The following is a 14,566-nucleotide window of genomic DNA, read 5'->3' on the forward strand; positions in this document are numbered from 1 at the left end:
ACTTGGCGCGGGCGGCCGCGCCGGTGGCACGACGCATCCGGACGGCGCCGCGCCCCGTTCCTGCCACGGACGAACCCGAACATGGCTGATCTCCTCCCGGTCGACGAGGGCCGCCCCGATCGGGGGGATGACCAGGGCGGCCCGATCGCAGGACCGGACGCCGGGACATCGCCTCCACCGGCCGGGCCGCGTGTCATCCACCCTGGACCGAGGGGCGCGGAGAGGGGAGGATGCCAGGGCTTACTACGCAGCGGGGTCACGTACTTACCGGAGAGGTAAGGATGAACGTCGAGATGTGGGTACGGGCGTTGAAGGCCGCCCGAGCCGGTGCCGAGGTGTCCCAGGAGGCTCTGGCCTCGCTGACCAAGTGGAGTCCGTCCACGGTGGCCGCCATCGAGACCGGGCGGCGTCGGCCGACAATGGAATTCGCGGTCGCCGCCGACGAGGCCCTCGCCACCGGCGGCCTCCTCGCCGAACTCCTCAAGGCTGCCGACCAGGAGCGCGGTCCATCCTGGTTCGTCCCGTGGCGCGGATACGAGCAGCAGGCGACGCGCCTACGTGCCTTCGAGGCATGCCTCGTGCCCGGTCTTCTCCAGACCGAGGAATACGCCCGCGCTGTCATCTCGGCCGGTGGACTGCATCCGCCGGCTGTGGTCGACGAGCTTGTTGCGGTTCGGTTGGAACGCCAACTGCTGCTGTCCCGGAGTATGCCGCCGTATTGCGTTTTCCTGGTGGACGAGACGGGCCTTTACCGGCCGGTGGGCGGCCCGGTCGTGCTCGATGCCCAGCTTGGCCGATTGCTTGAGGTGGCCGACCTGCCGTTCGTCCGGTTGCACGTCATCCCACTGAGCGTCGGGGAGCATGTCGGCTTTGGGGGCGGCTTCGTGTTCGCCGATCTGCCAGACGGGGACAGGGTGCTCTACCTGGAGAATGCCGCTCGCGGACACGTTATTGACGACCCGGAGATACTCCGATTGATTGATCGCAAATGGGATAGCCTCCTCGGCGAAGCACTCTCCACAAGCGCCTCAATGGATCTGATCCGGAAGCTGAAGGTGACACCATGACGCTCAACGAACCACATTGGCGCACCTCCACTCGGTCGACCGACTCCGGCGGCAATTGCGTCGAGGTGGCGGACAATCTGCCCGGCGTCGTGCTGGTTCGGGACAGCAAGGACCGGTCGGGCCCGACCCTCACCTTCGCTCCGGCCGCTTGGCGTGGCTTCGTCGCCGACGCTGCCCTGGCCCCCAGCCGGCAGACCGGCTAACGGCGTGGGGTGACCGTGGCCAGCAGCTCCGGTTGGCGTCGGTCCAGGACGTCACCGGCCAGGTACGCGCCCAGCAGCGCCGCCCCCAGCCCGTACGCCGCACCCACCGGCAGGGCCAGCCAGAGCCACGCGTCACCGAGCAGCGCAGCGGCCACCACCATCGGCACCGCGGCGACCGCCGAGGCGAGCATCGCCAGCAGGGTGAGCAGCCCCTTCGCCATACCCGCGCCGCTGTTCATCGCGAACGGGTTGCTCGTCTCCGGCAGCGAGTACGCCCCGAGCACCGACACCAGGCTGTTCACCGCCAGCCCGGCACCGTAGGTGGCGACCAGGCCGCCGATGGTGAGCCCGATCCAACCTGGCCGGCCGAGCACGATCGACAGCACCACCGCGACGAACGCCAGCATCGGCAGGACGTACAGCGAGAAGGCCGTCATCCGTGCGCCCAGCTCGACCCGACCGGGCACCCCGGCCACCACGTTCACGGCGTACGCGCTGCCGTCGAAGCCGAACTGGTTGGCCAGGGTGACCGCGGCGACCACACCCACGAAGAGCATGGAGATGGTGACCAGGACCGGTGAGCTGTTGGCGGCACTCGTCGTCGAATCGGGCCCGTCCCCGGCCACGAAACCCGCGCCACCCAGGTTGATCATCACGGGCACGAAGATGCCGACCACCGCGATCGTGATCAGGTTGGCCCGGCGGCGGGCGTCCCGCCACCAGTAGCGGGCCTCCCGGGCGACCAGGGCACCGAACCGGTCCCGGCCGGCCCAGGTGGCGACCCGGGGGAAAAGTTGGGCGACCGCGCCGCCGGTGACCCCGGCCCGCACCGGAGCCTTACCGGCGCTCGCCGCACCCACCATCGCCGACTCCAGCGACCGCGACCACCACGCCAGCAGGGCGCCGAGCGCCACCACCGTGATCAGCAACTTGACCGGGGCCGCCCACACCCGCCCCTGGGCTACGTCGATGCCGGCGGTCCACGGCGCGCCGAACGGCGTCCAACCGATCACGGTCGCCACACCGGTCAACCGGGTCCAGTCGGCCTCCCGCAGCGCGGCGAGACCGAACACCTGCAACGGACCGAGCAGCGCGGCAGTCACCGCCAGCAGCACGGCCGCCAGGTCGCGGACCCGACGAGACCGCAACATGGTCGCGAAGGCGCTCGTCACCGCCCGGCTGGCGGCCACGCAGAGCAGCAGCCCGGCGATCACACCGACCACCGCCACCAGCCCCGCCGACCAACCGCCCAACGACCAGGCGGTGAGCACCAACCCGAACGACGCGATCAGCACCGCCAGCACCGGCACGCTCACCAGAGCCGCCGCGAACAGGCCGGTCACCAGAGTGCGGCGGGGCAGCGGCAGCAGCGCGAACCGGGCCGGGTCCAGTGTCTCGTCCACACCGAAGAAGACCAGCGGCAGGAGCAGCCAACCAAGCACCAGCAGGCCACCGCCCGCCGCCGCGACCAGCACCGCGTACTGCCCATCGCCCGTCAGGCCGGGCAGGGCAAAGAGGAAGAAGCCGCTGGCGGCGAACCAGAGGCCGAGGAACACGCCACCGATGAACATCGCGATCCGCCAGCCCTGGCCGCGGAAGTTGTTGCCCATCACGCGTAGCTTGAGCCGTACGAAGTGCCGGGCGGAGACCGTGCGTACGGGCGCGGCGTCCGTGCTCACCGGGACAGCCACGACAGCTCCTCACCCGTCGCGGTGCGCCCGCCGACCACCTCGACGAAGACCTGCTCCAGCGAGCGGTCACCACGGACCTCGCCGATCGTCCCGACCCGCTTGATGGTGCCGCTGGCCAGGATCGCCACGTGCGAGCAGAGCCGTTCGACGACCTCCATCACGTGACTGGAGAAGACCACGGTGCCGCCGCCGGCCGCGTACCTGGTGAGGATGTCCCGGATCAGCGCGGCGGAGACCGGGTCGACCGCCTCGAACGGCTCGTCCAACACCAGCACCCGAGGGCCGTGCAGCAGCGCGCAGGCCAGGCCGATCTTCTTCTTCATCCCCGCCGAGTAGTCCACCACCAGCGTCCGACCGGCGTCGCCGAGCGCCAGCACGTCCAGCAGCTCCGCGGCCCGCTGGTCGACCACCGCCGGGTCCATCCCCCGCAACAAACCGTTGTACGCCAGCAGCTCCGCCCCGGTCAGCCGGTCGAACAGGCGCACACCGTCGGGCATCACGCCGAGCAGCCGCTTGGCGGCCACCGGGTCCTGCCAGACGTCCTGCCCGAGCACCCGGGCCGAGCCGGCGTCCGGGCGTAACAGCCCGACCGCCATCGACAGGGTCGTCGTCTTGCCGGCGCCGTTCGGGCCGAGAAGGCCGTAGAAGGAGCCGGCGGGGACGTCCAGGTCGACGCCGGCCACCGCGATCGTGCCGTCGAACCGCTTGGCCAGGCCACGCAGTGCGAGCGCGGGGTGCTCAACAGTCATGCGCCGACGTTATCCGCCGATCGCCAGCTCTGTCGTCCCGCGACGGGCGGACCCGAGATCATCCCCGAGGTGGACAGGCCCCTCAGAGCGCCGGATAAGGGTGCTGGCGACCGTTCTCGCGCTCCCACTCGGCCACCGCACGTGTGCGGTCCGGGTCCTCGGCGAGCAACCGCCAGTACTGCGCCACCACCCGGCGGGTCTCCGCGAGCGGATAGTGGGCGTTGAGCACGTCACGCCAGAGGTTCTGCAGATCGACGCCCTCTGCGCTGAGTTCGGCAGCCCAGGCGTTGCCCTCCCAACTCTCGGTCTCCTTCCGCCCGGCTGCGATGTCCTCCAGGTCGGCCAACAGATCGAGGCAGAGCTCGTGCACGCTCTGGATGTCGTCGGTCAACCACATCCCCAGGCAGGCGAGCCGCCGGTCAGTGGAGTGGTATTCCGCGATGCGCTCCTGCGACCAGTGGAACTCGATGCTCAAGGAGTGCCTCCAGGAAGAGTCGGGAAACCGTGGGCGAGGGTATCGGTCTCCGGATCGTAGAAGCCTTTCAGGTGGACACCGTTGAACTTGCCCGACCAGCGTCCAGTCTCTGGGTCCTTCACGACGTCGGGGGAGTGGAACCCCCGGGTGATCGCGTTGTCGACGTCCTGGGGTGTCCAGTGGTCGGGGAAGAAGGTGCTCCCGCCGCGCTTCTCCCGCCACTCACCGTTTCGTCGGTTCAACATCGCAACCCTGCCGTTGTAGACACCGGTGCGATTGTCCCGCTTCGTCACCTTGATCAGCTTCGCGCCGGGTGGATCGATGCCACCTGGTCGGTGGTGCCAACCGGAGGCTCGACCGTCCCGCTCGCCCAGCAGCGTGTGCCGGAGCCGTTCCGGCGTCATGCCGGACCGTTGCCCGCGACGCGCTCGCGCCCGTTGTTTGCGCAGGTGGGACAGGGCGGCGCGGATGAATTTCCCCCGGGCGCGCTTACCCATCGAGGAGTGCGCCCATCACCTCGTCGATCAGCAGACCGACGATCTCCCGGGTGATCACCTGGAAGATCGGGATCTCCGCGAGGGTGGCCCCGAACGTCGCGACCGCGGTCGCCACCGCCTGCGCGATCTGGATGCCCAGGATCACCAGCTGCACGATGACCTGGATCTTCAAGGCCAGCACGATGGCCGCGACGACCATGAGCCCGGTGCCGGCCAGGGTGGCCGCGAGCGCCCCGTCCTGCAACACCTGCACCGGGCCGTCCTGCTCGGTCCAGTACCGCTGGAAGGCCTCGATGTCGGCACCGGCGTTGCCGGTTCCGACCGGCTGGGCTGCCTGCCCCGCCTCCGCCGTCAGGGTCTGCAGTGTGCCGCTGAAGGCGAGCCAGCGCTGCCCCATCTCGACCAGGGCCGTCTCGTCCGCCTGCGGCCAGTCGTAACCGATCATGCTGAGGAAGGTGACCAGCTCACCCGGCAGTTGCAGTCCCATGTCAGCTCATCCCAACTGCTGACCGAGCCCGGCTAGGCGCTCCGCGACAGCCCGCTCGTCCTCGTCGATCAGATGCGCCATCCGGTTGAGGTCGACGCCGACCACGCCGAGCTCCTCGATTGCGGACTCGAAGCACTGGGCGGCGTACGCGGTCACCTCCTCGCAGGCCGCACCGATCAGGCTGCCGATGTCGTCGCCTCCCCAGGGCGCGCCGAACCCCTGCAGGTCGGCCATGAATGCCCGCAGCTCAGTGAGGAAACGGTCGGAGATGTCCTGCAGGTTGGTGCCGGCATCGCGCAGCCCGTCCGGGTTCACAACCCGGGCCATGTCAGGGCCGCCTACCGGAAGAGAGCCGATCCTGGACGTCGCCGAGGGTGTCGATGATGCCCTGCAACTGCGGCACAGCGCTGCGCTGCACCTCGCGCAGTTGCTCCAGCAACGCCGTGGTGTCCGGCGCGACCGCGACGGCGGCCACTGCCGAGCGGAGGTCCGTCAGAGCAGCGTTTGTCGCCTCCCGGACGTGCTCGGCCAGGGTCTCCGAAGCAGAGCGCATCAAGCGGGGGTCGATCCAGACCGACTCGATCTGTCCACCGGGGAGCGCCACCACCCGGACCATCCCGTCGGCCGCCTCACCCACGCCCTGCACGACCGGCGCCGCCTCGGCAGCGCTGCCAGCGTCATTGCGACCGAGCGTCGACAGCAGCTCGGAAATCGATCTGTTCAGATCCGAGGGGTACGTCACGAGCGCAGTGTAGTGAGTTGTCGGCTCCCGCTTCAGCCCTCGACCTCGGCCCCCGTCTCCGGCGCCCACCGTCTCCGGCGCTTTACATCCGGAGGGCTTCCGGGGTGTGCAGGCGGAGCATGGTGGCGGCGACGTCGGCCGGCGCCCGGCGGCGGGTCGCCATCGACACCGCGACCATCACGGTGAAGGCCAACGGCACCGTCCAGGCGGCCGGCTGGGTGGTGAGCGTGGCCGGCCAGCCGGACAGCGGCGGGCCGAGCACGGTGACCAGCACCGCGCCGATCGCCGCCCCGCCGCCGACCAGCACACCGGCGGCGGCGCCAAGGTCGGTCAGGCCACGCCACCAGATGCCGAGCACCAGCAGCGGACAGAAGCTCGACGCGGCGACCGCGAAGGCCAGCCCGACCACCTGCGACACGTCCAGCCCGGAGACGTGCAGCGCCAGCACCGTCGGCACCGCTCCGGCGATCACCGTGGCCAGACGGAAGCCGCGTACCGAGCCTCGGCCGAGCACATCCGTCGAGATCACCCCGGCGACGCTGGTCAGCAGCCCGGACGACGTGGAGAGGAAGGCCGCGAACGCGCCCGCCGAGACCAGCGCGGTGAGCAGCCGCCCGACCGTCCCGTCGCCGAGGGCCGCGCCGGGCAGCAGCACCACCACCGCGTCGGTCTGCCCGCTGACCAGCAACTGCGGGGTGTAGATCCGGCCGAGCACCCCGTACAGGGTGGGCAGCAGATAGAAGGCGCCGACCAGGGCCAGCACGACCAGGGTGGTCCGGCGGGCCGCCGCGCCGTCGGGGTTGGTGTAGAAGCGGACCAGCACGTGCGGCAGGCCCATGGTGCCCAGGAACGTGGCAAGGATCAGCGAGTACGTCCCGAAGAGCCCTCGGTCGTCGTCACCCGCGGCGCTGGGCAGCAACCAGTCGCTGGCGTCGGCGGCCACCCCGGACACGTCCGGCACCGGGTCGCCGGCGGCGAAGGTCAGCTCGTCGCCGGGGCGTACCTCCCGGATCTCGCCGTCGGGCAGGGTGAGGGTCGCGCGGTGCTCGACCACGACGGTGGTCGCGACCCGGAACGTCGGCCCGTCGGGCGGGGTCACCGCCGGGCGACCGTCGGCCTGCCACTGCAACGCCAGGAAGATCACCGGTACGGCGAGCGCGGTCAGCTTGAGCCAGTACTGGAACGCCTGCACGAAGGTGATCGCCCGCATCCCACCTAGCGCCACGTTCGCGGTAACCACGGCGGCCACCAGCAGGGCGCCCACCGGGTACGGGGAGCCGGCCACCGTTGCCAGCGTCAGCCCGGCGCCCTGGAGCTGCGGCACCAGGTACAGCCAACCGATGAAGATCACGAAGGCGGTGGCCAGGATGCGCAGCCGGCGGGACCCCAGCCGCAGCTCGCAGAAGTCGGGCAGGGTGAACGCGCCGGAGCGGCGCAGCGGTGCCGCCACGAAGAGCAGCAGGGCGAGGTAGCCGGCGGCGAACCCCACCGGGTACCAGAGCACGTCCACGCCGTCCTTGAGGACCAGGCCGGCGATGCCCAGGAAGCTCGCCGCCGACAGGTACTCCCCGCCGATCGCGGCGGCGTTCCACGTTGGGCTGATTGCCCGCGACGCGACCAGGAAGTCCGACGTGGTCCGGGCCAGCCGCAGCCCGTAGAAGCCGATCCCGACGGTGACCAGGGTGACCGCCACGATGGCCGGAACCACAAAATCGTTGCTCACCTCAGCGCTCCGGCCGCTGCACCAGGTCGCTGAAGTCCTGCTCGTTGCGCTCGGCCAGCCGCACGTACGCCCAGCCCACCCCGATCAGGAACGGGAAGGAGGCGACCCCGAGCAGCAGCCACGGCAGGTTGACGCCGGCGATGGTGGTCCGGCCCAGCGACGGCGCGATGGCGAACAGCCACGGCAGCCCACCCAACCCGATGACCACCACCAGTGAGAGCCGCAACGCCAGCGCGAGTTGGGCCCGGACCAGGCCGCGGACCAGCGCCTCACCGACCTGGGTCTGCTGGGCCAGCTCGGCGCGGGTCCGTTCGGCGCGGGTGTCCTGCCGTGTGATCTCGGCCAGCACGATCCGAGCCCGCCGGGGCGGCGGTACCGCACCGCCCGACCCCACGTCAGGGAGTTGCTTGGCCACCCCGGCAGTCTCACCCGCCGCGCGGGATTGTCAAGCCGCTCCGGTCACCAGGACCGGCCACCGTTGCAGTCGGCCCGCGCGGTCAGCGGGATGTTGCTGAGTTCACGCCGCGCCCGATCCCGGCCGAGGTTCGTCCCCCACAGGCCGTCCGAGGGCAGCTCGGCGGCGATCTGCCCCAGCGCGCAGACGCGCATCGGCTCGGGCAGCCGGGCCAGTGCCGGTACGGCGTCCGCCGACAGCCCGGACAGGTAGGTGACGTCCAGCCTGCCGGTCTGCAGGTACCGGTCGACGTTCCGGTCGGCGATCAACCGGTCCGGGTTCACCAGAGCCAGTCCGAGCAGGGCCAGCACCGCCGTGCCGATCACCAACCGGGGCAGCCAGTCGGCCCGCAACCGCACCACCGCCACCCCGACCAGCACGAAGAGCAGCCCGAGCCAGAGTTCGATGGTCGCCACCACGAGCCGAAGCCGGGTGGCGCCGTAGGCGTCCGCATAGACCTGCATCCGGTACAGCGCCGAGGCGACGATCACCAGGGTGAGCCCGGTGAGCGTGCCGAGCAGGACGCGCACCAGCAGACGGTCCGCCCGGGTGGCCTTCGGTGCCCGGCGGGCGGCGATCGCGATCACCAGCAGGGTGAGTGCGGTGACGGCGAGCAGCTGCCAGAACCCGCCGCGGGCGTACTGGGCGTAGGTGAGCCCGGCCGTGCGCAGGACGTGCCCCGCGCCGCCGAACAACACCGTCAGCTGGACCAGCACGAACACGCTGAACAGGGCGACCAGCAACACCAGCGGGAGGGTCCACTCCAACCGGTGAGCCGGTCGGGGTGGTGTCGGGCGCAGCCCCTCCAGATCGGGTGGACGGCTGACCAGGAACGCGCCACCGAGCAGGGCTCCGCCGATCAGCGCCAGCCGCGCCAGCCAGCCGAACACTCCGACCGACGAGACGTCTGGCAGCAGGCCGGTGACCAGGTTCTCGAATACCGCGTCGGCGGAGGAGAAGAGCAGACCGAACAGCAGCAGCAGGCCGGCCGAGATCGCCAGGCTGGTCAGAATGCGCCCGACCGCGATACCCGAGGTGGCCGACTGCCCGAACCGCAGCCCGCGTACCGCCCAGGGGAGCGCCCGTACCGTCGCGGCGGGCGGCAGCGTCGCGGCGACCAGCATCCCGAGCGGGCTTCGCCCACCGGTCACCGCGAGCGTCCCGGTCACCGCGGCCGCGAGCAGGCACAGGGCGAAGAGCCAGCCGGCGGCCCGGACCGTGCCGACGGCGACCAACGCGACCGTCGCGGCAGCCCAGGCGACCTGTGCCGCCCGCCCCGGTGCCCCCGTGGCACCGGGACGGGCGGTGGTCGCCGCGGCTGGCGGAGCCGGCGTGGCGGTCGGTGTCGCGGCGACCGTTCCGGGGCTCGTCGGCCCGGATGGTGCCGCAGGCGTGGGGGTGTTCGTCGGCGTAATCGAAGGCGGGGCGGTGGTGTTCAGCGTGGCGGTGACGAGTGCGGCAGCGCCGGCCAGCGCGGCCACCAGCCAGCCGAGACCGGGACGAACCATCGTGAGCGTGGACGCGCCGACGACGGTCGCCGCCGCCAAGGCCGCCAGGACCAGAGGTCGGGCGGAGCCGGACGGCCCTGGCCAGCGGCGCGCGATCAGTGACGGCGGCCTGGGCAGGGCCGGCGTGACCGGCCACGGTTGGGGCCGACCGGTGGCCGCCGGGGCAACCGTGCCGGGTCTGCCGGGTGGGGGGATCTGCGCTCCGGTCGGCCCGGTGGCCGGAACGGGAACGCTGCCAGGGCTGGTCATGCGGCCTCTTTTCGGTGTGGCCCGTCGATCGGGATGGTGACCTGGATGCGACAGCCGGGCTGGTCTCCCCGGTGCGGTCCGACCGGATCGAGGACCCGGATCTGGCCGCCGTGCAACTCGACGACCCATCGCGCGATCGCCAGACCGAGACCCGTCCCGCCGCCGGCCGCCCGGTCGCCGCGGGTGAACCGCTCGAAGACCCGGGAACGCTCGTCCGCCGGAATGCCCTGGCCCTCGTCGCTCACCTCGAACCGGAGCTGGTCACCGTGTTCCTCGGCGCTGACCCGCACGACGCCGCCGGGTGGGCTGTGCCGCGCCGCGTTGTCGAGCAGGTTCGCGAACACCTGGTGCAACCGCCACGGGTCCGCGTTGACCGTCAGCGGTGTCAGCAACTCGCGAAGCTCGAAGTGCACATCCATGCCGGCGCCGGACGCGCTGGCCGTCGCGTGCTCCACCGCCTCGTCGAGGAAGTCCCACACGTCCATCCGCACCCGCCGCAGCGGCACCACCCCGGCGTCTAGGCGGGACAGGTCGAGCAGGTCGGCGACGAGGTGTCCGAGCCGTTCGGTCTGGGCCAGCGCCGAGCGCAGCGCCGCGGGCTCGGGATCGGCCACCCCGTCCACCATGTTCTCCAACACGCCCTGCAACGCGGTGATCGGCGTACGCAGCTCGTGTGAGACGTTGGCGATCAGCTCACGCCGGCGCTGGTCCGCGGCATGGAGGTCGGCGGCCATCTTGTTGAACGCCTGGGCCAGCTCACCGACCTCGTCGCGGGAGGTGGCGCGTATCCGTCGTGTGTAGTCGCCCCGGGCCATCGCGCCGGCCGCCGCCGTCATCTCCCGCAGCGGCGACGTCATCCCGTGGGCGAGGACCTGGGAGGTGAGTAGGGCGACGGCGATGGCGGTCGCCGAGGTCACCGGTGGTGGCCAGCCGATGCCGTACGAGAAGTACCCGAGGCCGGCCGCACCGGAGACGACCAGCAGCACGCCCAGTTTCAGCTTGATCGAGCGCACCGGATCCAGCGGGCGGGGCAGCAGTTCCAGCACCCGGTCCAGGCGGGTGGGCAGGGCGGCGGTCACGACGGCAGCTCCAGCGCGTAGCCGACCCCGTGCACGGTGCGGATGAGATCGGCGCCCAGCTTTCGGCGTAGGGCCTTGATGTGGCTGTCCACAGTGCGGGTGCCGCTCCCGTCGACCCATCCCCAGACATCGGCGAGCAGCCGTTCCCGGGGAAGCACCGTGCGGGGCCGCCCGGCGAGGTGGACCAGCAGGTCGAACTCCGTCGGCGTGAGGTGCACGTCCGCGCCGTCCCGGCGGACCCGCCGCTCGGCCTCGTTGATCTCGATGTCGCCGAGGCGGATGGCTGGCGGCGCGGGGGTGGCGGCCCGATCCACCCGGCGCAGCAGGACGTGCACCCGCGCGGCCAGCTCCCGCATCGAGAAAGGCTTGGTTAGGTAGTCGTCCGCACCGACCGCGAGCCCCACCAACAGGTCCGTCTCGTCGTCGCGGGCGGTGAGCATCAGCACCGGCACCGCACGGTCGGCCTGGATCCGCCGGCACACCTCCAGGCCGTCGAAGCCGGGCAGCATCACGTCCAGGACGACGAGGTCCGGCTGGCCGCTGCGAAACTGCTCGACCGCGCTGGGCCCGTCCGCCGCGATCTCCACGCTGAAGCCCTCGGCGCGGAGGCGGGCAGCAATGGATTCGGCGATGGTCCGTTCGTCCTCGACCACCAGTACCCGGCGTTGCGTCATGGGTCTCGACTGTAGGGAGCCGCCGTGGAGATCAGTGGGTGGCGTTGTGAATAACCTGTGGAGAACGGTTCACGGCTGTGGATAACTGCCGTGTGGACTGGACATTCGGGAAGTCGGGGCATCCGGGCGGGCCGGACGCCCCGACTTCCAGGAATCCGAGTCGATCGAGGCCGGACCTGGTGGCACCGGCCGTCGGTCACTCCAGACCGATGCGCTCCGGGCGGGCGGAGGCGGAGCCGAGCCAGGTGTGCGGGTTGCCGTACCAGCACCAGCCCAGTTTCGGCGCGCCCTGGCTGATCCAGAGCGCAGGCACCCGCTTGTCGCCGCATCGGGACCCGACGAGCGAGAAGCACCGGTTGCTCGCCAGCGCGGCCGGGTGCAGCGTGACGAAGGCCAGACCTTCGTCGATGGTGAGCGGCAGCCGACCCTGGGCGGTGATCCCCTCCATGGCGGTGGCCGGGGCCAGGTTGCGGAACTCCTCGCCCCGGTCGACGTCGAAGAGCAGGTACGCCGGTCCGGCCGGCACCTCCAGCTCCTTGATCGGGTCGAAGCGCGGCAGGTCGTCCTCGGCGTAGTGGCGGTCCAGGACGCCGGGCTTGCGTTTGCCGGCCAGCGTGGTGAGCTCCAGTCGTTCCTGCACGCCGACGAGGTCGCGGGTGATGACCAGCAGGAAGGGCACCCGGGCGTCGGTGGGGGCGGACAGCCCGTCGGCACCCTCGATCGCCCTCGCGCGCAGCGGCGCTAGCAGGTCGCGGAAGGCGCGCTCGGGCAGTCCGGCGAGGTCGGGGTAGCCGAGCTGGACCAGTCGGTCGACCTGACGGTCGAACTCGGTCTCGGCGTCGAACGGGGAATCAGTCACGGCAGCCTCCGGAAGTCGTACGGACTAGCGTACAACGTACGGCAGGCGACGTCTCATTCCCGGATCAGCGACTCCAGTCCTGCTTCGCGGCCCTGACCAGCTTGTCCTTCAGCTCCCGGGTGTGCCGCCGGCTCACCGGCAGCTCGGTGGAGTCGATCACCACGACGTAGCCGGAGTTGACCAGCCGCAGCTCTGCGATCAACTTCAACTGCACCAGGTACGACCGGTGCACCCGGACGAAACCGGCATCCGCCCAACGCTCCGCCAGTGTGGCCAGCGAGACCCGCACCAGGTGCGACCCCTCGGCGGTGTGCAACCGGGCGTAGTCACCCTGCGCCTCCACCCACCGCACCGCCGAGCGGGGCAGCATCCGGGTGGTGCCGGCCAACTCGATGGGGATGGTCGGGTCCTCCTCGGCGCGGGCCAGCGCCGCCGGGTGCGACGGCACCACCCGCGACCCGATCACCCGACGCAGTGACTCGGCCAGCCGGTCGGCGCGAACGGGTTTGCGCACGTAGTCGGTGGCACCCAGGTCGAAGGCGTCCACCGCGCCGTCGTCGTACGCGGTGACGAAGACGATCGCCGGCGGCCGGGCGAACCGGCGCAGCACCCGGGCCAGCTCCATCCCGTCCAGCCCGGGCATCCGGATGTCCAGGAAGACCACGTCCACGTCACCGTCCCGGAGCAGCCGCAGCGCCTCCGTCGCGTCACCGGCCGTGTGCAGCCGGGCCACCCGGGGGTCGGCCCGCAGGTGGTACGCCAGCTCGTCGAGTGCGGGCGGCTCGTCGTCCACCGCCAGCACCCGCAGAAAACCGGACGCGTTCACCGCACCCGTCCCGCTTCGCTCGCTCACGACCCTGCCCGTACGCCGGGGTGGAACTTCGGCACCCGCATGCTCACCTTCGTGCCCGAGCCCAGCCCGGTCTCCACGACCAGGCCGAACCGGTCCCCGAAGACCGACCGCAGCCGCTCGTCGACGTTGGAAAGACCGACGTGCTGGCCCGTGTCGTCGCCCGGGTCGCCAGTGCCGCGGGCCAGCTCGGCGATGCCGGCGGTCAGCGTGGTCGGATCCATTCCCACTCCGTCGTCCTCCACCGTGATGTGGCATTCCGCGCCCGCGTCCCGGGCCTCGATGCTCACCATGCCCGTGCCCGGCTTGCGGGACAACCCGTGGCGAACCGCGTTCTCCACCAGCGGTTGCAGGCAGAGGAACGGCAACGTCACAGGCAGCACCTCCGGGGCGATCTGCAACCGCACCTGCAACCGGTCGCCGAATCGAGCCCGCTCGATGGTGAGGTAGCGGTCGATCGAGCGCAGCTCCTCGGCGAGGGTGGTGAACTCCCCGTGCGCCCGGAAGGAGTACCGGGTGAACTCCGCGAACTCCAGGATCAACTCGCGGGCCCGCTCCGGGTCGGTGCGGACGAACGACCCGATCGCGGTCAGCGCGTTGTAGATGAAGTGCGGGCTGATCTGCGCCCGCAACGCGCGGATCTCGGCGCGGGCCAGCCGCTCGCGGGACGAATCCAGCTCAGCCAGGGCGAGCTGGTTACCGGCCCAGTGCGCCGTCTCCAGGGTGGCCTGCACCAACCCCGGCGGTGGTGGGCCGTCGGCGATGGCAACCAACGCGCCGACCACCCGGCCGTCCGCCCCCTGCAACGGCGCGACCACCGCCCCTCGGATCGGGCAGTCGACCCGGTCGCAGTGCAGCTCCTGCTCACCGAGCACCGTCGAGCGGCCGGTGTCCACCGTCCGCTGGGCCGCCGCGAGCAGTTGCTCACCGTGGTGCGTGCCGCGCCCATCGAGGGCCAGCAGCCGGTCGGCGTCGGCGAGCGCCAGCCCGGCCGCGCCCACGAGAGCCCGCAGATGGCGTACGGCCTTCGCCGCGCCCGCCTCGCTCAACCCGGCTCGCAGCGGCTCGGCGGCCAGACCGGCGGTGTGCAGCACCTCGTAGGTGGCCCGTTGGGTGGCGGTGGCGATGCCCCGGCGAGCCCGCAGACGCAGCACCGCCAACAGGGCGGCGGTCAGCGCGGTGACGAGCGAGACGACGCCGACCACGGCGGAGAGGTTGGCAGCCACGCAGCGATCCTTGCCCCTGCGGGCCTGCGCGCC

The 14,566-nt window shown here is 71.4% G+C and carries 17 protein-coding genes; 2 read left to right on the forward strand and 15 right to left on the reverse strand.

The window, feature by feature from the left end:
- The first annotated feature begins 281 nt into the window (after positions 1 to 281).
- Positions 282 to 1,067, forward strand: a complete 786-nt coding sequence (locus KBX34_RS04550; RefSeq protein WP_210791662.1) for a helix-turn-helix transcriptional regulator — start codon at positions 282 to 284, stop codon at positions 1,065 to 1,067.
- Positions 1,064 to 1,270, forward strand: a complete 207-nt coding sequence (locus tag KBX34_RS04555; protein WP_210791660.1) for a DUF397 domain-containing protein — start codon at positions 1,064 to 1,066, stop codon at positions 1,268 to 1,270. The genes KBX34_RS04550 and KBX34_RS04555 overlap by 4 nt, the downstream gene beginning before the upstream one ends.
- Here the strand turns inward: KBX34_RS04555 and KBX34_RS04560 are convergent.
- From KBX34_RS04560 to KBX34_RS04630, 15 genes are all read right to left on the reverse strand, one after another.
- On the reverse strand, positions 1,267 to 2,961 hold the full coding sequence (locus KBX34_RS04560; protein ID WP_210923459.1) for an ABC transporter permease: 1,695 nt from the start codon (positions 2,959 to 2,961) through the stop codon (positions 1,267 to 1,269). The genes KBX34_RS04555 and KBX34_RS04560 overlap by 4 nt on opposite strands.
- A complete protein-coding gene (locus KBX34_RS04565) occupies positions 2,946 to 3,710 on the reverse strand; it encodes an ABC transporter ATP-binding protein (RefSeq protein WP_088950716.1) in 765 nt (254 codons plus the stop codon). Before KBX34_RS04565 ends, KBX34_RS04560 begins: the two co-directional genes overlap by 16 nt.
- 82 nt (positions 3,711 to 3,792) lie before the next feature.
- The gene (locus KBX34_RS04570) at positions 3,793 to 4,185 is read right to left on the reverse strand and encodes a hypothetical protein (protein ID WP_210791656.1); all 393 of its coding nucleotides are present in this window, start codon (positions 4,183 to 4,185) and stop codon (positions 3,793 to 3,795) included.
- Entirely contained in the window at positions 4,182 to 4,682 is a 501-nt protein-coding gene (locus KBX34_RS04575) for an EndoU domain-containing protein (RefSeq protein ID WP_307871327.1), read from the reverse strand. The genes KBX34_RS04570 and KBX34_RS04575 overlap by 4 nt, the downstream gene beginning before the upstream one ends.
- Positions 4,675 to 5,169 (reverse strand): hypothetical protein, encoded by a 495-nt coding sequence (locus KBX34_RS04580; protein WP_210923461.1) that lies wholly within the window; start codon positions 5,167 to 5,169, stop codon positions 4,675 to 4,677. Before KBX34_RS04580 ends, KBX34_RS04575 begins: the two co-directional genes overlap by 8 nt.
- Before the next feature lie 6 nt (positions 5,170 to 5,175).
- Positions 5,176 to 5,496 (reverse strand): hypothetical protein, encoded by a 321-nt coding sequence (locus KBX34_RS04585; RefSeq protein WP_210791650.1) that lies wholly within the window; start codon positions 5,494 to 5,496, stop codon positions 5,176 to 5,178.
- A gap of 1 nt (position 5,497) precedes the next feature.
- Positions 5,498 to 5,911 carry a YbaB/EbfC family nucleoid-associated protein gene (locus KBX34_RS04590; protein WP_210791648.1) on the reverse strand — a complete coding sequence of 138 codons (414 nt, stop codon included), beginning with the start codon at positions 5,909 to 5,911 and terminating at the stop codon, positions 5,498 to 5,500.
- 82 nt (positions 5,912 to 5,993) lie between these two features.
- Positions 5,994 to 7,634 carry a cation acetate symporter gene (locus KBX34_RS04595; RefSeq protein WP_210791646.1) on the reverse strand — a complete coding sequence of 547 codons (1,641 nt, stop codon included), beginning with the start codon at positions 7,632 to 7,634 and terminating at the stop codon, positions 5,994 to 5,996.
- Between the two features lies 1 nt (position 7,635).
- Positions 7,636 to 8,049, reverse strand: a complete 414-nt coding sequence (locus KBX34_RS04600; RefSeq protein WP_231927173.1) for a hypothetical protein — start codon at positions 8,047 to 8,049, stop codon at positions 7,636 to 7,638.
- A gap of 44 nt (positions 8,050 to 8,093) precedes the next feature.
- The gene (locus KBX34_RS04605; protein WP_210923462.1) at positions 8,094 to 9,845 is read right to left on the reverse strand and encodes a DUF4153 domain-containing protein; all 1,752 of its coding nucleotides are present in this window, start codon (positions 9,843 to 9,845) and stop codon (positions 8,094 to 8,096) included.
- Positions 9,842 to 10,924: a cell wall metabolism sensor histidine kinase WalK gene (locus KBX34_RS04610; RefSeq protein ID WP_210923544.1), complete on the reverse strand. Its 1,083-nt coding sequence runs from the start codon at positions 10,922 to 10,924 to the stop codon at positions 9,842 to 9,844. Before KBX34_RS04610 ends, KBX34_RS04605 begins: the two co-directional genes overlap by 4 nt.
- Positions 10,921 to 11,598 (reverse strand): response regulator transcription factor, encoded by a 678-nt coding sequence (locus tag KBX34_RS04615; RefSeq protein ID WP_088950714.1) that lies wholly within the window; start codon positions 11,596 to 11,598, stop codon positions 10,921 to 10,923. Before KBX34_RS04615 ends, KBX34_RS04610 begins: the two co-directional genes overlap by 4 nt.
- A 196-nt stretch (positions 11,599 to 11,794) precedes the next feature.
- Positions 11,795 to 12,457, reverse strand: a complete 663-nt coding sequence (locus tag KBX34_RS04620) for a DUF5701 family protein (protein WP_210923465.1) — start codon at positions 12,455 to 12,457, stop codon at positions 11,795 to 11,797.
- Positions 12,458 to 12,521: 64 nt separating this feature from the next.
- The gene (locus KBX34_RS04625) at positions 12,522 to 13,283 is read right to left on the reverse strand and encodes a LytTR family DNA-binding domain-containing protein (RefSeq protein WP_088950711.1); all 762 of its coding nucleotides are present in this window, start codon (positions 13,281 to 13,283) and stop codon (positions 12,522 to 12,524) included.
- Between the two features lie 23 nt (positions 13,284 to 13,306).
- Entirely contained in the window at positions 13,307 to 14,533 is a 1,227-nt protein-coding gene (locus KBX34_RS04630) for a sensor histidine kinase (RefSeq protein ID WP_141911837.1), read from the reverse strand.
- Positions 14,534 to 14,566 lie beyond the last annotated feature (33 nt).

Origin of the sequence: Micromonospora sp. M61, assembly GCF_018070245.1 — a bacterium.
GTDB classification, from domain to species: Bacteria; Actinomycetota; Actinomycetes; order Mycobacteriales; family Micromonosporaceae; genus Micromonospora; species Micromonospora zamorensis.